Origin of the sequence: uncultured Thalassospira sp., assembly GCF_963976115.1 — a bacterium.
In the GTDB taxonomy this organism is placed as follows: domain Bacteria; phylum Pseudomonadota; class Alphaproteobacteria; order Rhodospirillales; family Thalassospiraceae; genus Thalassospira.
Window position 1 is genome coordinate 112241 of record NZ_CAXBJJ010000002.1, and the last position, 20870, is coordinate 133110.

17 protein-coding genes are annotated in these 20870 nt (G+C 53.2%); 11 read left to right on the top strand and 6 right to left on the bottom strand.

Features of this window, described 5'->3' with window-relative positions; genetic code table 11:
- Nucleotides 1–6 precede the first annotated feature (6 nt).
- The 9 genes from AAC086_RS02485 to AAC086_RS02525 all read left to right on the top strand — a co-directional run bounded on the left by AAC086_RS02485 (nt 7) and on the right by AAC086_RS02525 (nt 9999).
- Nucleotides 7–1305 (top strand): nitrous oxide reductase family maturation protein NosD, encoded by a 1299-nt coding sequence (locus AAC086_RS02485; protein WP_339774872.1) that lies wholly within the window; start codon nt 7–9, stop codon nt 1303–1305.
- Entirely contained in the window at nt 1295–2224 is a 930-nt protein-coding gene (locus AAC086_RS02490) for an ABC transporter ATP-binding protein (protein ID WP_339774874.1), read from the top strand. The genes AAC086_RS02485 and AAC086_RS02490 overlap by 11 nt, the downstream gene beginning before the upstream one ends.
- On the top strand, nt 2221–3045 hold the full coding sequence (locus AAC086_RS02495) for an ABC transporter permease subunit (RefSeq protein ID WP_339774876.1): 825 nt from the start codon (nt 2221–2223) through the stop codon (nt 3043–3045). The genes AAC086_RS02490 and AAC086_RS02495 overlap by 4 nt, the downstream gene beginning before the upstream one ends.
- The gene (locus AAC086_RS02500) at nt 3042–3605 is read left to right on the top strand and encodes a nitrous oxide reductase accessory protein NosL (RefSeq protein WP_339774878.1); all 564 of its coding nucleotides are present in this window, start codon (nt 3042–3044) and stop codon (nt 3603–3605) included. The genes AAC086_RS02495 and AAC086_RS02500 overlap by 4 nt, the downstream gene beginning before the upstream one ends.
- Nucleotides 3602–4621 carry an FAD:protein FMN transferase gene (locus AAC086_RS02505; protein ID WP_339774881.1) on the top strand — a complete coding sequence of 340 codons (1020 nt, stop codon included), beginning with the start codon at nt 3602–3604 and terminating at the stop codon, nt 4619–4621. Before AAC086_RS02500 ends, AAC086_RS02505 begins: the two co-directional genes overlap by 4 nt.
- A gap of 254 nt (nt 4622–4875) precedes the next feature.
- Nucleotides 4876–6129, top strand: coding sequence for a sarcosine oxidase subunit beta family protein (locus AAC086_RS02510; protein ID WP_339774883.1), 1254 nt, complete (start codon nt 4876–4878; stop codon nt 6127–6129).
- Between the two features lie 11 nt (nt 6130–6140).
- Entirely contained in the window at nt 6141–6443 is a 303-nt protein-coding gene (locus AAC086_RS02515; RefSeq protein ID WP_339774886.1) for a sarcosine oxidase subunit delta, read from the top strand.
- Nucleotides 6440–9433, top strand: a complete 2994-nt coding sequence (locus AAC086_RS02520) for a sarcosine oxidase subunit alpha (protein WP_339774888.1) — start codon at nt 6440–6442, stop codon at nt 9431–9433. Before AAC086_RS02515 ends, AAC086_RS02520 begins: the two co-directional genes overlap by 4 nt.
- 14 nt (nt 9434–9447) lie before the next feature.
- A complete protein-coding gene (locus AAC086_RS02525; RefSeq protein ID WP_339774890.1) occupies nt 9448–9999 on the top strand; it encodes a sarcosine oxidase subunit gamma in 552 nt (183 codons plus the stop codon).
- Nucleotides 10000–10086: 87 nt separating this feature from the next.
- Here AAC086_RS02525 and AAC086_RS02530 read toward each other — a convergent pair whose 3' ends face one another.
- Nucleotides 10087–12648 carry an FAD-dependent oxidoreductase gene (locus tag AAC086_RS02530; protein ID WP_339774892.1) on the bottom strand — a complete coding sequence of 854 codons (2562 nt, stop codon included), beginning with the start codon at nt 12646–12648 and terminating at the stop codon, nt 10087–10089.
- A 33-nt stretch (nt 12649–12681) separates the two neighbouring features.
- On the bottom strand, nt 12682–13539 hold the full coding sequence (gene purU / locus AAC086_RS02535) for a formyltetrahydrofolate deformylase (protein WP_339774894.1): 858 nt from the start codon (nt 13537–13539) through the stop codon (nt 12682–12684).
- 283 nt (nt 13540–13822) lie between these two features.
- On the opposite strand from purU, the gene AAC086_RS02540 reads away from it, so the two are divergent.
- Nucleotides 13823–14875, top strand: coding sequence for a GlxA family transcriptional regulator (locus AAC086_RS02540; RefSeq protein WP_339774896.1), 1053 nt, complete (start codon nt 13823–13825; stop codon nt 14873–14875).
- 66 nt (nt 14876–14941) lie between these two features.
- Here AAC086_RS02540 and AAC086_RS02545 read toward each other — a convergent pair whose 3' ends face one another.
- The 4 genes from AAC086_RS02545 to AAC086_RS02560 form a co-directional block, all read right to left on the bottom strand.
- Nucleotides 14942–16075 carry a hybrid-cluster NAD(P)-dependent oxidoreductase gene (locus AAC086_RS02545; protein WP_339774898.1) on the bottom strand — a complete coding sequence of 378 codons (1134 nt, stop codon included), beginning with the start codon at nt 16073–16075 and terminating at the stop codon, nt 14942–14944.
- Nucleotides 16072–17346 (bottom strand): aromatic ring-hydroxylating dioxygenase subunit alpha, encoded by a 1275-nt coding sequence (locus tag AAC086_RS02550; protein ID WP_339774900.1) that lies wholly within the window; start codon nt 17344–17346, stop codon nt 16072–16074. Before AAC086_RS02550 ends, AAC086_RS02545 begins: the two co-directional genes overlap by 4 nt.
- Before the next feature lie 1004 nt (nt 17347–18350).
- Nucleotides 18351–18974 (bottom strand): hypothetical protein, encoded by a 624-nt coding sequence (locus AAC086_RS02555; RefSeq protein WP_339774902.1) that lies wholly within the window; start codon nt 18972–18974, stop codon nt 18351–18353.
- A 160-nt stretch (nt 18975–19134) separates the two neighbouring features.
- Nucleotides 19135–19893 (bottom strand): DeoR/GlpR family DNA-binding transcription regulator, encoded by a 759-nt coding sequence (locus tag AAC086_RS02560; RefSeq protein ID WP_339774903.1) that lies wholly within the window; start codon nt 19891–19893, stop codon nt 19135–19137.
- Nucleotides 19894–20172: 279 nt separating this feature from the next.
- Here AAC086_RS02560 and deoC point away from each other — a divergent pair, with 279 nt between their 5' ends.
- Nucleotides 20173–20844 (top strand): deoxyribose-phosphate aldolase, encoded by a 672-nt coding sequence (gene deoC, locus AAC086_RS02565; RefSeq protein WP_339774905.1) that lies wholly within the window; start codon nt 20173–20175, stop codon nt 20842–20844.
- Nucleotides 20845–20870: the final 26 nt, after the last annotated feature.

Sequence of the window (20870 nt, forward strand, 5' to 3'; positions counted from 1 at the left end):
CATGCAATGTTCCCGGTAGTCAAGGGATTAAAAATGGGAGGAATGACCAGCTTTTTGCTGGTCATTCTGGCCTTGCTGTGTGGGCCGGTTGTTGCCGCTGAATTTTCGGTTGCTGCGCTGCCAGGTGCGCTTGTGCAGGTCCTTGCCCGGGCGCAGGACGGTGACCGGGTTGTTTTGCAGCCAGGCCTCCATGAGGGTTCGATCATTCTTTCGCGTGCAGTTGAATTAACCGGCCCGGCCACGGCAGTCATTCGGGGTGAGGGGACCGGTAATGTCATTACAGTCGACGCGCCGGGTGTTTACATTCATGGTATTAAGGTTACGGGCTCGGGGTTAACGCTTGCGACCCAGGATTCCGGAATTTTTGTCACGCCAAATGGCGACAATGCCCGCATTGAAGATAACCGGATCGATAACAATCTGATCGGGATTTATCTTTCGGGGCCTGATAACGCGATTGTTCAAAATAACGACGTTGTCGGACGGCAGGATTTGCGCGTGAATGAACGCGGCAATGGCATTCAGCTTTGGAATACCCCGGGTTCGCAGGTTATTGGCAACCGGGTATCGCAGGGGCGCGATGGTATTTTCGTCACCACAAGTCGCGAAAATCTTTTTGCCGATAATGTTTTTCGCGATGTGCGCTTTGCCATTCATTACATGTACACCAACCACAGCGAAATTCGCGGCAACCGGTCTTATGACAATACGGTTGGCTACGCCCTGATGTATTCGGACCATTTGCAGGTTATCGGCAATCTGTCGGATGGTGATCAGGATCATGGCATTATGCTGAACTATGCCAACGCATCAAATTTTCGCGGAAATGTCGTGCAACATGGCGGGACAAAATGCGTTTTTATCTATAATTCCAACAAAAACGATTTCCGCGACAATATGTTTGAAGGATGCGGCATTGGTGTGCATTTCACCGCCGGTTCAGAACGTAATATCATTGTTGATAACGCCTTTATCGGCAACCGCACCCAGGTAAAATATGTCGGGACGCGCTGGCTGGAATGGTCGCAAAACGGTCGTGGCAATTACTGGAGCGATAATGCCGCCTTTGACCTTGATGGCGACGGCATTGCGGATCGGCCCTATCGCCCCAACGACATGCTTGATCAAGTGGTCTGGGCGCACCCGTCTGCAAAACTGCTTATTAATGCGCCTGCATTTCAAATATTGAAATGGGCACAATCACGGTTTCCCGCCTTGCATCCGGGCGGTGTGGTCGATAGCACGCCGTTAATGGTGCCGCCCCCGATCTCTATTATCCAGGGAGAAACCAACCATGCCGGCTAAACAGGCAGTTTGCGTCCGTGGTGTAACCAAAATTTTTGATACCCAGCATGCGCTGGAAAATCTGTCTTTGTCGATTGAGGCGGGTGAAAGCCTTGCCTTGTTAGGCCATAACGGTGCGGGTAAAACCACATTGATGAAACTGGTGCTGGGCCTGATCCGCCCCGATGCTGGCGAAGTTCGGATATTGGGCGTTGATCCGGCCGGTTCCGGGGCAACGCAAGTGCGCCAGCATCTGGGGTATCTGCCCGAAAATATCGCCTTTTATCCAGCGTTGAGCGGTCTGGAAACGTTGACATTTTATGCGCGGTTAAAACGCCAGCCGGTAAGCGATTGCAAGGATCTTCTTGAACGGGTTGGCCTTGGGGATGCGGGTGGGAAAAAGGTTGGTGCCTATTCCAAAGGGATGCGGCAACGATTGGGCCTTGCCCAGGCATTGATCGGAAACCCGCGTGTATTGTTGCTTGATGAACCCACGACCGGGCTGGACCCGGAACTGCGTCACAGCTTTTATAATATTCTGGCGGAACTTGAACGTGACGGCGTTAGCGTCATTTTGTCGTCGCACGCCCTGACGGAACTTGAAACCCACACGCGAAAAATTGCCATTTTGCGCAAAGGCCATCTGATTGCAGCGGGAACACTGGCAGAACTTCGCGAACAGGCCAATCTGCCCCTTCACATCAGACTGACCAGCAACCAGACCGACAGGTTCATAAATTTTGCCCCGTCCTTGCCTGCCGGGGTGACAGGGAATTTGGTCAATGGGCATGCGCTAGAGCTTGCCTTGCCTGCAAGCCGCAAGATGGAAATATTATGTTATCTGGTTGGCAACGTTTCAGAATTTGACGATCTCGATATCTATCAGCCGACCCTTGCCGATTTGTATTTGCACTTTCAGAACCGGAGCATCCCGTCATGAGAGCCATTGTTATTCTGGCCAGCAAGGAATTTTGCGACGGTATCCGTAATCGCTGGTTTTTGGGGGCAACCGGGGCCTTGATGGTTTTTGCCCTGGGTTTGACCTTTGTCGGCAGTGCACCTTTGGGTTCGGTCGGGGTGGACCGGGTGGCAGTAACAACCGTCAGCCTGACCAGCCTTGCGGTTTTTTTGCTGCCCTTGATGGCGTTGTTATTATCCTACGATGCGCTGGTTGGTGAAGTTGAACGTGGAACCATGGCTTTGCTGCTGACCTATCCGGTTGCGCGCTGGCAGGTGGTGGCGGGTAAATTTATCGGCCAGACATTTGGTCTGGGCGCGGCAACCATTACCGGTTTTGGCGTTGCGGCCGTGTTTCTGGCTGTGCTGTCACCTGGCAGTGCCAATTGGCATGGTTATGTGCTTTTGGTTGCCAGTTCTGTCTGGCTGGGGGCGGTATTTGTTGCCATCGGTCTGGTCATAAGCGGCTTGCCACAACAGCGCGGTGCGGCTGCGGCTCTGGCGTTTATCGTCTGGCTGGTTTTTGTTGTGATGTATGACATGGCCTTGCTGGGCGGGCTGGTGGCCGATCAGGCCGCTATTATCGGGCCTGCATTGTTTAATTTTCTGTTGTTGCTAAACCCTGCTGATGCATTTCGCATGCTGAACCTGGCCGGTGTTGAAGACATTCGTGTTGCGGCGGGCTTGCTGGGTGCTGAAATGGCGGGGGGATTGGCCTTGTCGGGGGCACTGGTGTCTTTGCTGGTCTGGACATTGTTGCCATTGGGCTTGGCTGTGGGCATTTTTCATCGGAAATCGTTATGAAAAAGCAATTGTCTGCCATGGCTGTTTTGTGCGTCTTGCTTGCGGGGTGCGACAATGTGCAAAAGGTTGAAGTGCCGTCCCCCGTGTCGGTAAGCCGCGATGCGCAGGGATTTTTTTGCGGAATGATTATTGAAGATCATCCCGGGCCAAAAGCGCAGGTTTTTCGCCGCAATTCTGACCAGCCGTTCTGGTTTCCCTCTGTTCGCGATGCGATTGCCTATAGCCTGTTTCCCGGCGAGGCCGGAGAAATTGTGGTCACTTATGTGTCAGACATGACCGGCTATACCGACTGGAATAATCCGCCGCAAAAATGGATCAAAATCCAGTCAGCCTTTTTTGTCCTTAACAGCAATCAGACCAGCGGTATGGCGGCACAAGGTTTGGCTGACCCAACCAATGTCAGCCAACAGGCCTATCAGGTTGGCGAAGTTGTGCCGTTTTCAACCCGGACTGCGGCCGAGGATTATGTGAAAAATCACGGCGGCAATATCGTGCGCTACAACGAAATTCCGCAAAGTTATGTCCTGGATAGCGGTGCACCGCCGGAGACAAAATCATGACTGATCTGAAAAAAAGACGGACATTAACCCTGTTTGCCTGTGCGGGTGCGGGTGTTCTTGCGGGAATTCCGCGCGCGGCAAAAGCAAGTGGGGCATCGGCGTCATTGCTGCATCGTTGGCAGGGAACAGCACTGGGTGCGCAGGCAACAATTTTGCTTGATGGCACCGATAAGCCACATGCCGATCAGGTGCTGTCCGATATTGTGGTTGAAATTGACCGACTTGAAAATATTTTCAGCCTTTATCGGCCAACCTCGACCCTTGCCCGGTTAAACACATATGGCAAGGTTGATAACCCGGAACAGGAATTCATTGATCTGATGGCCCGCGCGTGCGGTTTTGCCTCGCTGACCAGGGGGGCCTTTGATCCCACGATCCAGCCGGTATGGCAGGCCTTGGCTGACCTTTCGATGCAAAATACATCGGATCGTGCCGATATTGACGCAACAGTTGAACGTGCGTTGCACCATGTTGGTTATCACGGTGTTATTGTTGATGAAGGTCGTGTTTCGTTGGCCCGGCCCGGCATGGCGGTGACCCTGAACGGGATTGCACAGGGCTATATCACCGATCGTATTGCCGCCCTGTTGCGGCAGCGCGGCTTTGACCATGTTCTGGTTGATTTGGGCGAACAACATGCCATTGGGTCACAGGCGAATGGCGAAAACTGGCGTGTTCGGATAAAATCGGCCAAAAGCGGATTGCCGGGGCGCGAGGTGATAGAACTGCATAATAATGCCCTGGCAACGTCTGGTGCCTATGGTTTTTACTTTGATCTTGCCGGGGGGCGGTCGCATTTAATTGATCCGCGAAGCGGCATGTCGCCTGCGATTTGGCGCAGCCTTAGCGTGCAATCGGCAAGCGCTACAACGGCGGATGCCCTGTCGACGGCGTTTTCGATGATGACAGAAACTGAAATTCGCAAAATTCTGCCGGTAACAGATATATCGCTGGTTTTGGGGATGCCGATGACGGATGACCGCCCTGTGAGAATGCACAGGATCGAAAAGATATAGATCCAGGCATTGTTATCCAGGGCGATTATTATACCAGATCTTTATGAGGATGCCTCATATAGATCTGGTTAGGCGCGACGGTGCCGCGCGGCTTGTGACGCGATTGGCAAGGGCTTTAGCGAAGCCCGGTTACCGGTTATGGAATAATCTGTGCGCGGGCGCAATCATACAATGAAAGTGTCGCATTCTTTCCGTGCGCGTTATGTTGGCCTTGATACAGTCCCAAAATAACATTTTTGGGGGGCTGGCTTTTCATGACCCATTTTTCTGCGCTATCGCTTTTGAAAAACGCGCTGACCGGTAACAAAAACTGGTCGCCGCAATGGCCGGACAGCCCGCCCAAAGCGGAATATGACGTTATCATTGTCGGTGCGGGCGGGCATGGCCTTGGGGCTGCTTATTACCTGGCCAGGGAACATGGCATTACCAATGTTGCCGTAATCGACAAAGGGTGGCTGGGCGGCGGTAATACCGGCCGCAACACCACAATCATCCGGTCCAACTATCTTTACGATGAAAGTGCGCGTCTGTATGACCATGCGCTAGATCTGTGGGACGGGTTAAGCCAGGATTTGAACTATAACGTTATGTATTCAAAGCGCGGCGTGTTGATGCTGGCACATAACGTTCATGATGTTCAAAGTTTCAAACGCCATATTCATTCCAACCGGCTTAACGGTGTTGATAATCGCTGGCTGAGCGCACAGGAAGCCAAGGAATTTTGTCCGCCGCTGGATATTTCACCCAATGCGCGGTTCCCGGTTGTGGGGGCCGCTTTGCAAAGCCGGGCCGGAACGGCGCGGCACGACGCCGTTGCCTGGGGTTATGCCCGGGCCGCTGCGATGCGCGGGGTTGATATTATTCAAAACTGCCCGGTGACTGCGATTCGTCGGGGACCGGACGGGCATGTTACCGGTGTTGAAACCGCGCGCGGTTTTATTGGGGCGAAAAAGGTCGCGGTATCGGCGGCGGGTCATACGTCGGTTGTCATGGAAACTGCCGGTGTGCGGCTGCCGCTGGAAAGTTATCCGTTACAAGCGCTGGTATCCGAACCGGTGAAACCGATTTTTCCCTGTGTTGTTATGTCCAACACCGTTCATGCCTATATCAGCCAGTCTGACAAAGGCGAACTGGTGATCGGGTCGGGGACCGACCAGTATACCAGCTATTCCCAGCGCGGGGGCTTGCCGCTGATTGAACATACAGTGGCGGCAATTTGTGAAATCTTCCCGATTTTTAACCGAATGCGGATGTTGCGCAAATGGGGTGGCATTGTGGATGTAACACCCGATCGTTCGGCAATTCTGGGTAAAACCCCGGTGCCGGGTTTGTATGTGAATTGCGGCTGGGGAACGGGCGGGTTCAAGGCCACACCGGGGGCGGCACATACCCTGGCATGGACCGTCGCCAAAGACGAACCCCACGCCATTAATGCGCCCTTTACCCTGGAACGATTTGGCACCGGACGTCTGATTGACGAAGCCGCTGCTGCCGCTGTTGCACATTAAGGAGAACGGATATGCTGCTGATCCATTGCCCCTATTGTGAGCAAACCCTGCCGGAACTGGAATTTACCTATGCCGGTGAAGCCCATATTGCGCGACCCGATGTCTCAGGCCCGGTCAGTGACGAGGAATGGCGCAATTTTTTGTTTATCCGCACCAATGTTAAAGGCCCGCATTATGAACGCTGGCGTCATTCTCATGGCTGTGGCCGGTTTTTTAATGCTGTGCGCGACACGGTTAGCGACCGTTTCCTGATCACTTACAAGGCGGGTGAAAAACGCCCCGAATTGTCCGACTTGCCGGAGAAATCGACATGAGCCTCTTTCGCGTTACCGGGCGGGGTCGCATTGATCCTACAACGCCGGTTCAGTTCACATTCGATGGCAAAATCATTTCGGGGTATAAAGGCGACACAATTACATCTGCCCTGTTGGCCAATGGCATTCATTTGATGGGGCGGTCGTTTAAATATCACCGACCACGCGGGGCCGTTTGCGCCGGATCGGAAGAACCCAATGCGCTGGTCGGCACGCGGCGTGGTGTGGGGCAGTATGAACCCAACACCCGCGCCACCGTGCAGGAAATCTGGAACGGTTTGGAAGTTACCAGCCAAAACCGATATCCCAGCCTGTCTTTTGACATTGGTGCGGTCAATGACCGGGCCTATATGCTGTTTTCTGCCGGTTTTTATTATAAAACCTTCATGTGGCCGAAATCGTTCTGGGACAAGGTTTATGAACCTTTTATCCGTTCAGCCGCCGGGCTTGGTGTGTCGCCCAGCGAACATGACCCTGATAAATATGCCTCGCGCTATCTTCATACCGATGTGCTGGTTGTCGGGGCTGGTCCCGCCGGTTTGGCCGCAGCATTAACTGCGGCGCGGTCCGGTTTGCGCGTGACACTGGCCGATGAAAACCCCGAAGCCGGTGGTACCCTGATAAGCGAACCGCAAACTGTCATTGATGGATTACCGGCATGGCAATGGGTCGCGCAGGCGACTGCCGAACTTGTATCGCTGGGGGTGCGCGTTATGACCCGCACCACAGCGATTGGCTATTACCATCAGAATATGGTCGGTCTGTGCCAGAAACTGACCGACCATTTACCCTTACCCGATGCAAACATGCCGCGCGAACGCCTGTGGCGGGTGCGGGCCAGGCAGGTTATCTTGGCACAAGGTGCGCTGGAAAAACCGCTGGTATTTGATGGCAATGATCGCCCTGGTGTGATGCTGGCAGGATCAGCACAAACCTATTTGAACAAATATGGCGTGCGGGTTGGCAACAATGCTGTTGTGATGACCAGCCACGACAGTGCCTGGTACGCCGCCTTTGACCTTGCCGATGCCGGAACGAAAATTCAGGCCATTGTTGATACCCGCTCTGAACCCGACGCAAAGCTGGTCGCCGCCGCAAAATCGCGATCCATCAGGGTTTTGTCGGGCTATAGCGTAACCGGCACACAGGGGCGATTGCGCATTAAATCGGTGCGGGTAAACCCGGTTGTGAATGGCAAGGTCGGTGCGCCCGAAACATTGGAATGCGATTGCCTGTTAATGTCGGGGGGCTGGACGCCATCGCTGCATCTTTTTTCCCATACCAAAGGCGCGCTCGCCTGGGATGACGCCATGCAAACCTTTTTGCCGGATCGCAAAACCGAAGAATGCGAAATTGCCGGGGCGGGCAGGGGCCTTTGGGGCATTAAAGCGGTCTTGAATGACGGGGCAGCCATGGGGGCTGCGGTGGCCCGCAATCTTGACAAGGTTGCCAGCGTTTCGCCCTATGTGGTTGAGTATGACCGCATTGGCACCGGGGTAAGCCACACGGAACTGCCAACCGACCAAGATCCCGGCAAGGCCCGTGCGTTTGTCGATTTTCAAAACGATGTGACGGCCAAGGATTTACGCCTGGCCGTGCGCGAAGGTATGCATTCGATCGAACATGTAAAACGCTATACCACCAATGGCATGGCGACCGATCAGGGCAAAATGTCCAATATTAACGGGTTGAATATTGCCGCCGATGCATTGGGCAAGCCACAACCGGAAGTGGGTCTGACGACGTTTCGCCCGCCATACACCCCCACATCGTTCGGGGTGTTTTGCGGGTATCATCGCGGTGATCATTTTGATGTCACGCGCAAAACCCCGATTGACAGCTGGGCCGAAGAAAACGGTGCGGTGTTTGAACCTGTCAGCATGTGGCGACGGGCCAGGTATTTCCCCAAAAACGGCGAAGATATGAATGCCGCTGTTTCGCGTGAATGCAAAACAACCCGTTCCGCGCTGGGCATGTTTGATGCCTCGACATTGGGCAAGATCGAAATCGTTGGTCCCGATGCGGTTGAGTTTATGAACCGTATGTATACCAACCCCTGGACCAGGCTGGCACCGGGCAGAACCCGTTACGGACTTTTGCTGGGCGATGACGGCTTTATTCGCGATGACGGTGTGATTGGCCGTTTAAGCACCGACCGCTTTCACGTCACCACGACCACAGGCGGGGCGGCGCGCGTTTTAAACATGATGGAAGATTACCTTCAGACCGAATGGCCGGACCTGAAGGTGTGGTTAACATCAACTACCGAACACTGGTCGACGATTGCGCTTAATGGCCCGAATGCCCGAAAGTTGCTGCAACCTTTTGTCGAGGGGCAGGACATTTCTGACGATGCCTTTCCCCATATGTCGATTGTGGAATGCAGGGTGGCGGGTTTCCCCGCCCGGTTGTTCCGCGTCAGCTTTACCGGCGAGCTTGGTTTTGAAGTGAACGTTCCCGCCTGTCATGGCCGCGCACTTTGGCAAACCCTGTGGGATGCGGGCCAGCAATATGGCATGTGTGCCTATGGCACCGAAACGATGCATGTTTTGCGTGCCGAAAAAGGCTATATCATTGTCGGCCAGGATACGGATGGCACGGTGACACCGCATGATGCGGGTATGAGTTGGGCCATTGGCAAAAACAAACCCGATTTTATCGGCAAGCGCGGGCTGGAGCGGCCCGACCTTGTCGCACCGGGGCGCAAGCAGCTTGTGGGCCTGTTAACGCAAGATGGCACAACGAAGCTTGAAGAAGGGGCCCAACTGGTGTTGGACCCGAACCAGCTTGTTCCGATGAAAATGGTGGGGCATGTGACATCGTCCTATCACAGCGATGCTGTGGGCCGCCCCATTGCTTTTGCCTTGTTGGAAGGTGGACATAACCGCATGGGCGAAACAGTTTACATTCCAATGCCCGATGGCGTGATCCGGGCCGACGTCACCGGGACGGTATTTTACGATCCTGATGGCACACGGCTGAAACTTTAAGGCGGGAACGATTGATGATGGCACTTACACCTGAATTTACCCCGGGCCCGCTTTTTTCCAGCACGGCTGTTTCGGTTTCGTTGATGGCGCCAGTAGCCCGGTTTTCGCTGCGCTTGCGGGCGGGTGATGTTCCGGCCCTGTCACAGGCGATTGGCCTTGAATTACCAACCCGGATCGGCACCCGCGCCCGCAAAGAACCTTTTGATATCATGTGTCTTGGCCCCGATGAATGGCAGGTCCAGACCGACGCGTCCGACAGTGCCAGATTGATAAATGCCTGCGCAGGCATTTATGCTCAAACCCCGCACAGCCTGACCGATATTTCCGAGCGCGAGGTTACTGTTGTTATTCACGGGCCAGATGCAATTGACCTGCTTGGCATCGGCTGCCCGCGCGATATTGACCAGATCGCTATTGGTGAGGGTTGCCGTACTGTCTTTGACGGCGTTTCAACCATTTTGTGGCGGGACGGTGAAACCAGCTTTCGCCTTGATATCTGGCGTTCCTTCGCCCCGCATGTGATTGATCTGATCCAAACCGGTTGTATTGAACTGGCCACAGAATAATCTGCTCGCTTTACGTGCGAACAAGCATAACAAAAGGGGCAGATTTTGCGGTCTGCCCCGTTCTTGATGTGCCGTTTAAAATGCGCGTCAGCTGCGCGGTTTCAGGTTTTCCGGGTCATACAGCGGTTTATAGCCAACACCTGCGACCTCGACGGGATAAATCTCGTCAAAATACGAAATGGTCAGTTTGCGACCTTCCTGGCAATAGGCGTGTGGCAAATAGGCCAGCGCGATGTTTTTGCCAATACTGGGGCCAAAAGCGATTGAGGTTGTATAGGATCGGCGCCCCAGGTCATCGATCAGGGTTTGACCTGTTTCCGGGTCCATAACCGGCAATGATCCCAGCGGATAACGGGCCACACCGTGGCTATCGATATTATCGCTCATCACCAGCGTGCACAGCATGGCAGGTTGATGGTCGCGCGCGCGATACTCCACATGTTTTGCCTTGCCGCGAAAATCGGCTTCTTTCACCTTGGGCCGGGCGAGATTGGCCTCATAAAGGTTGTATTGCGTGATCAGGTCGGCATTCTGCAGGCGCAGGGATTTTTCAAGCCGACGCGAATTGGCATAGGTTTCCACCCCAACCGCCATCACCCCGGCGCGTCGCAACGCATCCCATACGTCAAGGCCATCTTCATAACGCATATGCAATTCCCAGCCCTGTTCACCGACATAGGAAATGCGAAAGGCGGTAACGGTTTTGCCCGCAATTTTAATTTGGCGAATGGCGGCAAACGGGAAGTTTTCAAGGCTGAGAGCATCCGGGTCTTCGACCACTTTTTGCAGGTTCACGCGCGCATTTGGTCCCCAGATCCCAATGGTGGTGACATGTTCTGTGACATCGGTAAGGGTAACGTCAAAACCCTTATCCTCGGCAATGCGTTTCATATAGATATGGTCGCGCGGCCCGGCATCGGCCCCATTGACCAGACGGCAACGGTCTTTCATGCGAAATACGGTAAAATCGGCCCGAACATTGCCATCGTCATCAAGCATATGGGTGTAAATGCCTTTGCCGATATTGCCATCCCCGCCAATTTTGGCCGCACACAGCCACTCCATCAGGGCAATGTGGTCTGGCCCGGCAATATCGGTCATATGAAAGTGCGATAGGTTGATGATGCCGCAATCCGCACTCATTTCCAGTTGCTCGGCGTTGGAAACACGCCAGAAATGGCGGGTGTCCCATTCGTTTTCACGGACCGGAACCTGATCGGCGTATTTTTCAAGCAAATGTTCGTTGGCCGCATAGCCATGCGCACGTTCCCATCCGCCCAGCTCCATGAAATAGCCGCCAAGTTCGACCTCGCGTTGATAAAAAGGGGATCGGCGAATATTGCGGGCATTGCCAAAGGGTTCACGCGGATGCACCGGCGGATTATAGATCTTTTTTGCCGTTTCCCAGCAGCGGTCATAGATATATTGCTCGTTTAACTGGAATTCGTTGAAACGGGCAAAATCGATAGCATGATGGTCAATATGGGTGCGGTCATGGGTCATCCAGTCGGCAAGCAGTTTGCCCATGCCCGGTCCGTCTTTGATCCAGATGCCAACCGCATACCAAAGCCCGCGCAACTTGCGGCTTTCGCCTATTGATGGGCCGCCATCGACCGAGGTTTGTAAAAGACCATTAAACGAATGGCTTTCGTTAAAACCAAGTTCCGTCAGGATCGGGGTTAGCTCCATCGCACGTTCCAGCGGCGCAATCACGTCTTCAAGTTCCAAATCGCGTTGCGATGGCGACAGACGAGCCTGATGTTTTTCAAGAATTTCACGTGGATGCACCAGACGGGGATTTTCTTCGTAATAATAACCCCATTCAATTTGCCCGCCTTCGGTGCTTTTGGGATCGCCCGTATCGCGCATATAGGCTGAATTGCCCTGATCCCGCAAAAGCGGCATGCCAATTTCAACGCCGGTATCGGCAAATTCATTATACGGCCCAAAAAATGTGAGCGGATGATCAACCGGCATCACGGGCAGGTCTTCGCCTGCCATTTCGGCAATCAAACGGCCCCAAAGCCCGGCACAAACCACAACGTAATCGGCCTGTATGGTGCCGCGTTCCGTGCGAACAGCGGTGATGCGGCCGTTTTCGCTGATCAGTTCAAGTGCCGATGTATTGCCAAAGGCCGCCAGTTTACCCGATGCAATCGCCTGATCGACCAGCTTTCCGGCAACGGTTTGCGAACGCGGCGTAACAAGGCCGGCATCCGGGTCCCACATGGCACCCTGTATTTGGTCTTCTTCCAGAAGCGGGAATTTTTCCTTGGCTTCAGCCGCGCTGATGATTTTGACATTGGTGCCAAAGGCCTTGCCGGAATCTACCCGGCGTTTGAGTTCGGCCATGCGTTCATCATCGCCAACCCGGGCGACTTCGATCCCGCCAATGCGGGCGTAATGGCCCATCTTTTCGTAAAAATCTATGGAATACATCGTTGTCCAGCACGACAAAAGATCGTGGCTGGTGGCAAAGCAAAAATCCGACGCATGTGCGGTTGAACCAATATCGGTAGGGATGCCGGATTTGTCGATGCCGACAATGTCGTCCCAGCCATTTTCAATAAGGTGATGAACCACCGATGCACCAACGATACCGCCGAGGCCGACGATGACGACTTTAGCCTTGTTGGGAAATGCGGCCATTTGTTCATTCCTTCTTTTCGAAAAGCGGGGCGTTTATGACGTGAAAACAACGGTGCGGTGATTGTTCAACATCACACGCCCTTCAAGGTGATACTTAACCCCGCGGGCCAAAACCCGGGCTTCGATATCGCGGCCTGTTGCCACAAAATCTTCGGCCGACATTGAATGGTTCACCCGTTCGGTTTCCTGTTCAATGATCGGGCCTTCATCCAGATCGGGCGTTACATAATGGGCGGTCGCCCCGATCAGCTTCACCCCGCGCTCATAGGCCTGATGATAGGGTTTTGCCCCCTTGAAGGATGGCAGAAATGAATGGTGGATATTAATGATCATGCCAAAGAACCGGGTGGAAAATTCGTTGGTCAAAACCTGCATATAGCGGGCAAGAACCACCAGTTCTGCATTGGTTTCCTTAACCAGATCGGTCAACGCGGCTTCCTGGGCGGCCTTGTTTTCCTTGTTCACCGGCATGTAGTGAAACGCGATACCTTCCTGGTCTGCGATCTTGCGGGCATCTTCATGGTTGGAAACAATGGCGGCGACTTCGGCGTCAAGCCAGCCGACTTTGATCTGGTAAAGAAGGTGCAGCATCGCATGATCGAACTTTGACACCATGATAATGATCTTTGGTCGTCGCGATATTTCCTGAACCTTTAGCTTCATATCAAAGCGATCAACAGAAGGGCTCAGGGTAAGTTCGACCTGTGATTTATCAAAATTCTGCGGGGTGCTGATGGCGATGCGCAGAAAAAAATGGTTTGTCTGACGGTCCCAGAACTGGTTGGATTCAATAATATTCGCATTGCGCGATGCCAATGCCGAGGTCACAGCTGCCACAATACCGGGCCGGTCTTCACAGGCGATGCGCAGGATGTATGACGTGTCAATCACGCGATATGTTCCATTTCAACAAGATGAAAACCGCCTAAAGCGGATGCTCCCGGTGGCTTCATTGGCCCCGGATCGGGTAGGCGGGCGAATTCCCGGTCATGTCATCGTCGTCGTGCTGCAAATTATGTCGGCATATGCTATCGCTGGTCTTGTTGCCTCAAGCTGGTTTTTGCTATCCTGATGAATAATCTGGCGGCATTTTACGCCGAAAAATAGAATGTTTGCGTCAAAGTGAGATTATCGCTACGACAAATGCAGCAACCTTGTCTGTATCGGAGGCCCGATGGACGCGAAGCCCCAATCCCGAAGTTCTTCCATGCTGCAACACCGGGCGGGCCTTTCGCGTGCGACAAAACCGAAAACCGAGGCACCGCGCCTGTCCGTCGGCTTCATTCTTGCGAAACGTTTTACGTTATGTGCATTTGCAAATTTTGTAGATGTTCTGCGGCTTGCGGCGGACGAAGGCGATCGCAGCAGACCGATTTTATGCAAATGGACAATCCTGTCCGATACGATGGACCCGGTGCCCTCAAGCAGCGGTATTTCGGTGCAGCCCAAAGAGCGGCTGGGCGACCCGCGACGCTTTAACTATATCGTCGTGGTGGGCGGCCTTATGGATGAAACACCGACCCTTGGTTCAACCTGTCATCATTTCCTGCACGAGGCCGCTGCCGCAGGCATACCGCTGGTTGGCATCTGTACCGGGGCCTTTTTGCTGCATCAGGCCGGATTGCTTAATGGTTATCGCTGTTGCGTCAGCTGGTTTCATCATTCCGATTTCATGGAACAGTTCGATGGCCTTGACCCGGTTGCAGATCAGATTTTTGTTGTCGACCGGGATCGCCTGACATGTTCGGGCGGGGTAAGTTCAGCGCATTTGGCGGCATATCTGGTCGATAAACATGTCGGGCGGGCGCAGGCGAATAAAAGTTTGCACATCATGATTATTGATGATGCCCTTCAGGCTGAAAAACCACAGCCCGGCATCCCGATGGACCTTAAAACGCGCGATCCGATTGTGCAGCGTGCCTTGTTGATCATGCAGCAAAATATCGACACACCAATCTCGGTGCAGGAAATTGCCCGGCGCATGGGCAACAGCAAACGGCAGATCGAACGCCATTTTCGCCTCAGTCTGGACACGTCGCCGCAGGTGGCCTTTTTGAACATTCGCCTCGATCTGGCCCATCACCTGATAGCGAAAAGTCAAAAGTCGGTGGCGCAGATTGCGGTGGATTGCGGCTTTTGTGATTCATCCCATCTAAGCCGGATGTTTCGCCGTCGATATGGCAGCACGCCGCAGGCTTTGCGTCATCCCGCCATGACCGAAGACTGATTGTCAGACAGCATCTTTTTAGGGCGTGCGCCGGTATAGATACGTGGGCTTCAATACGCCCGGCCTTCAGATTTCCACTTCGACATCGGATAGCGGACTTGAACAGCAAATCAGGATTTTGCCCTGATCAATCTCGCGCTGGCGAATGCCGCCGCCATGTTGCATGTCAACTTGCCCCGAAATCAGTTTCGATTTACAGGTGCCGCAAATACCCCGCTGGCAAGATGAAAGTGGCCGAAGCCCGGCTTCGCGCGCGGCTGAAAGGATGGTCATGCCAGGGCCGCATTCAACCACATGCCCTGTTTTGGGAAAGGTGACACGGAAAAGCTGATCACTGATTTCAGGGGCGACCGAAGCAGGTTCCTCTAGCGTGCCTGCGGTTTCAGCGCCGAAATCAAAACTCTCCTCGTAATATTTCTCCATGTTGAAAGCGGCCTGTTTCAACATGTTGCGCACCCCTTCCATAAACATGGCAGGGCCACAGCAGAAAATTTTTCGATCCAGGAAATCGGGCGACATCAGGGACAGCATCGCAAGGCTGAGCCGCCCGGTATAACCGCTCCAGCAATGGCTGGCAGAGCTGGTTTCACAGGTGAAGGCCAGTTTTAGCGACGGGTTCTGGGCGGCAAGAAGGGCCAGTTCATCGCGAAAAATAATGTCGGATGGCATTCGGGCGGCATGGATGAAATGCAGGTCCGCAGGTTCGGAAAGGTCGCACGCCGTGCGCGTCATCGACATCATTGGGGTAATGCCGCTGCCTGCCGATAAAAAAAGCAGTTTTTCGTCGGTGGTGGCGTCGGTTGTGAATTCGCCCGATGGCCCTGAAACAGTTATTTCCTTGCCCGGAATCATATAGTCATGAAGCCAGCTAGATCCCGCGCCGCCCGGAACGCGCTTGACCGTAATTTCAATGCGGTATGGGCGTGCGGCCGATGCCGAGATTGTATAACAGCGCGTCAGCATCCCTTCGACCGGCAGTTCAAAGGTCATATATTGGCCGGGATAGAACCGGAACGCGCGGGGCTCTCGCCCGGAAAAGACAAATGTTTTTACATCATGCGTTTCCTGGCGCACCTGGCGGCAAACAAGAACATCGTCCTGTTCGGGTTCCCACAGCGGAACGCGGGTTATTTCGGTAAACTTATCCTCGGTTTGCAACGCAAGATTTTGTTCGGCCTCGGATTTTGGATTTTGGGTCATGTCACAGCTATCCCGGTTTTGCCGTTGGCGAAATGGTCTTTTAATCGCGCGATATACCAGTCGCAGAATGCTTCGACATGTGGCTCGGTAAAGCTGGAATAAGGGCCTGGTTCATAGGCGGGCTGTTCGCTGCCAAGCTGGGCCAGTCGAACCAGCATGGCATCTTGCAGATTGGTCATGCTCCAAACCTGGGTCAGGTTATCAAGCGAATAGTCCTGGCCTTCTATCGCATCTTTGTGAACCAGCCATGTTGTGCGCACCATCGTTCGGTTCGGGGCAATCGGCAAAACCGAAAAGGTGACAATATGGTCGCTCATGAAATGATGCCAGGAATTTGGATGTGTCCAGAAACTCAGCCCGCCCAGTTTTGGGTCGGTGAACGACCCCAGCAGTTTTTTAGAAGCAATTTTGGTATCAAGCGTATGGGATTCACCCGCCCACATCAGCGGCAGGCGCATGGTCCGAAAACCGGTGACACTGGCCAGGTGTTCTTCCTCTGCCGAGGGCAGACCGCAGGATTCCCAGTGTTTGTGATCGCGTGCAATGGAATCCGTGTATTTTTGAACATCTTGCGACCGGCGTTCGTCCATTTCGTCGGGCGAAAAGCCAAAACCGAATTCAGAAAGCGGCACTGTTAATTGCGGATGATTTGCCTCGCAGTGATAACACTCGCGATTGTTCTCCATCGTCAGCTTCCAGTTGCCTTCCTCAATCAAGTCAGAGGAATGAGCAACCTTGCAATTGGCAATATCATGCGGCGCCAGATAGGGTGCCATCACACGCGCCATTTTCTCGATATCGACAGGCGGGTTCTCTGCCAGACAAATGAAGATCAAACCCGCAATCGAACGGACATGCACCGGTTTAAGGCCATGGCAGCTTTTGTCAAAACCGGCCCCCATATGTTCGGCAAGAATCAGATCGCCATCTTCGTTATAGGACCAGCCGTGATAACGACACACGATGTTTCCGATTGTGGTGGTACGTTCATCAATCAGCCGTGCCCCGCGATGGCGGCACACGTTGTGAAAGGCCCGAATTTCCATATCGTCGCCGCGCAACAAAAGGATCGACGCTTTGCCAACCTCAACCGTAACACAATCACCCGGTTCGGGCAGTTCCGGTTCCACGGCAACAAAAATCCAGTGCTGACCAAAAATCACCCTGATGTCGAGATCAAGAACATCTGACGCACTATAGAACGGCGCTTCCAGGCTTTTGTTCGGCTCGCGGCGGTTTACAAGTTCTGGAATATCAGAAGAAAAACGCATGTTCGGATACCTTGACTTGTAAGGGGGGCCTAAAGCAGAGGCCGGAAACTGTTTCGGGGATGCTTTGGTGTTGACCATAAAACCAGGTCTTTCCGCTTATATGCCTGCTGCGTCGTACCATTGGTAATTGGTGCCTGTTGATAACGCCCGCAAGATATAAACCGATGATTTGCAAGGACTGTGCGCAGGATATCGGGCCAGGGTTGCCGTTTTTGGTCGGGTTTTGATCAAAGCAAGTTTGCACATGCCCCTTGCCATGAATGGCCGGAAGCCGGGCGGCATTCAGACCATCGACTAAATACACAGGGCTTGTCCCGTTAAAAGTACGGGCTTTATCGTGGACTTTCAGTCGCACCCACAGTCTCCCTCGTATTTTTGGCAGGTAACCTGCTCTTTGTTCGCCGATGGTTTACAAGGGCGATTTGAAAATCTATTTCGGATTGAACGATGTTTGGCAGAAAGCTTAAGTCAAACAGGCAGTAGAAATGCGACGGTTGCACGCAATCGCACGAAAATGGCGGTTATCAAGGGGTTCGAACGTCTTTTACTTATGACGATCATAAGATCATTACGCAGAATTCAGGACCAAAATATACAAAGCTGATGGGCTTTGGTGCCATGCCCGTTTCAATCTTGATCAGGATTTCGGGGCGTAAAATATCGGCAATTTGGGGAGGCGAAAGCAGGACAGAATTGTTCGCTTAACCTGGCCCATTACCGAAATTTTCAAGACTTTGTCGCCCTCAGGCATGTGATCAGATTTAACGGTGTGAGATTTGCGCAGGTCTGAACAACCTGATGATCCCAGTTATGTTGTTATCAGCTTGTTTGGACGGCATTGAGGCAACCGTTTCGGGCCAGGACGACCGCCTTTTCAGGGCACCAATGAAGGGTTGTTTTCTGTGTTTGTTCTAACCATGTCATTTGTGACACCCTGGTATTTACACGTAAATACAATATGTTAACAGATATTTTGTCTGATTTTTCGTTTAGGTAGGAATCAGTTAGAGTAAATCCAGCTGACGATTTCGTTGGTCGCGGGTCGGTGTTTGCATCTGTTTTCCCGCAGCCAAACGTCCTGAAAAAATATGTTGAATGTTGCGTTGGTTTTGCGATGCCGCAGCTGGCATTTTTGCAAGCTGTGTTAAATTGGGGGGCGTTAGCCGATATTCAGCGATGCGCCCTTTGGCCGGTGTCGCATAATACGCGCCTTGCATATCAATATATCGTGCCGACAACATGCCAGCACGAATGAACTCGTTTATCACCCGAGAAACATTGGCAAGGGTCGGTGACCGGACTTCTTTCAAAAAGCTGTCGATCGCGCGTTCTCGGGCCTGCTTCATTTCGCCAAACGAAATGCGGCCTGTCGCATGGCTTTGTTCAAGCCCAAATAAATAGTGATCAAGTTCTTTTTGACGCACGACAAGGCGCTCGGTCCGCGCCTGGTTGCGGGCGGGGTAGGCGTGGCTGCGATCCACGGCGGCGGCCAATTCGGCGCGGCTGGCATCAATATGCCCGTCTTCGCGCGCATGTGCCAGCAGCACCAGAATAAGGGCGCTGGCAAACCGGGGGCGGGTGCTTTGCTGGGCGGCAGCCTGTAAACGATCAAGATATGGATTTTGCATGTTCTCACCTTGAAAACCTTGCAGAATCTTAGAGTCGCGGCCCATCCATTGCAAGACAAATCGTGAACATTTTAGGGTGTCACACCCGGCAGCATTAGGTGAACGGCATCCCACGGCAGCCAGTTTCGGGGTGCCGCCATGTTTATAATGCGGCCCGTATTTAGGGTGTTTTTATCGGGCACTCAATTTTTAAAGCCAGATCGGGGGTGCATTGATGATCGGTGCAAATCATATCAAACTGGCTAAGCTTGGCAAAAGGCATCGGCTTTATGACATCGAACTTGGTTGAATCAACTACCAGAATTTTATGGGCTGCCGTTTTCAAAGCCGCGCGTTTGATGTCAACTTCATGCGGGTTGGAGCAACTGACCCCGCGGGCAATGTTAACCCCGCCTGCCGACATGAAGGCGATGTTGATATTCAGGTTCAAAATCGTGTTCACGCTGTTGCTGTCAGCAAAGGATGCCGATGACGCATGATACATGCCACCCAGCAGGATAACGCGGACTCCCCGTTTCTTGCATAAAATTTCAGCAACGTTGATTGAATAACAAATAACGGTGATGTCACGGTTTTCGGGCAGGGCATTGGCCAAATAGGGAATGGTCGTGCCGCAATCGAGAAAAAGGGTGTCGCCGGGTTTGACATAGCTTGCCGCAACCTGGCAGGCGGCGCGTTTAAGGTCGGTATGTTCCCCGCGTTCCCGATCAAGGATATAGCCAAGCCCCCCTGCTGCGGGCGATTTTAACGTGATATAGCCGCCAAGATAGCTGAAAATGTTGCCACAGGCCGCTACATCGCGGCGAACTGTCATTTCGGAAACACCTAACAGATCAGCGGCATCCTTTAGCCGGATAATATTGCTGACCTCAAGGCTGCGGGTCAGGGTTTCTATTCGGTCCAGCGATTTGGTCGACATTCAGACTCCGTTCATGGCCGCGCCTGCGCAATGGGGCTATCGAGGTGCATTGTCGCGTCGCTGGCACGCTTAAGATAAGTGTGGTGGAAAGTAACTACAACTATGCCGTTTGTTGTGGATAACGCATCGCGGGGATGCCGGAAATAAAATAATCGGGTTCTGACAGAAGCATGTTTTGGCTTGACCTAATGTTAAGCGGATGACAAAATTATTTCAACAAATGTTACGATGTTCACAAAATATGCATGAATGTCGTCCGCAAACTGGGGAACAGTCCAAATGTCTAACGGTCAGAATTCGCTCGCTGCCAGCGATCTTGCAGCATATATCGATCACACCATCCTGGCCGCTGATGCGACCCCTGATCAAATCATCGCTTTATGTGCCGAAGCACGCACCTATGGCTTTAAGTCGGTCTGTGTGAACCCGATTTATGTGCCGCTGGCAGTGCGTGAACTTGAAGGGTCGAACGTTCTGACCTGCTCGGTTGTATGTTTTCCCTTTGGTGCCGATCCGGTGGACGCCAAGGTTGCGGAAACCCGCTGGGTTGTTAAGCAGGGCGCAAAAGAAGTCGATATGGTTATCGCCCTTGGCCTGCTTAAAAGTGGCAATACCGATGCCGTGCGTGCCGATATTGCCGCGGTAAAAGAAGCCTGCGGTGATGCCGTTCTTAAAGTCATCATTGAAGCCACCCTTTTGACCGACGAACAAAAGGTTCTGGCGTGCGAACTTTCCAAACAGGCCGGCGCCGATTTTGTTAAAACCTCAACCGGTTTTGCCGGGGGTGGGGCCACGGTCGAAGACATTGCCTTGATGCGTAAAACGGTTGGCCCGAATATTGGCGTCAAGGCTTCGGGTGGCGTTCGCACCACCGAAGATGCGTTGAAAATGATTGCCGCTGGTGCTTCGCGCATCGGCGCAAGTGCCAGTATTAAAATCATCGGTCAGTAAAACAGGCTGAGGCGGGCCTTCCGTTG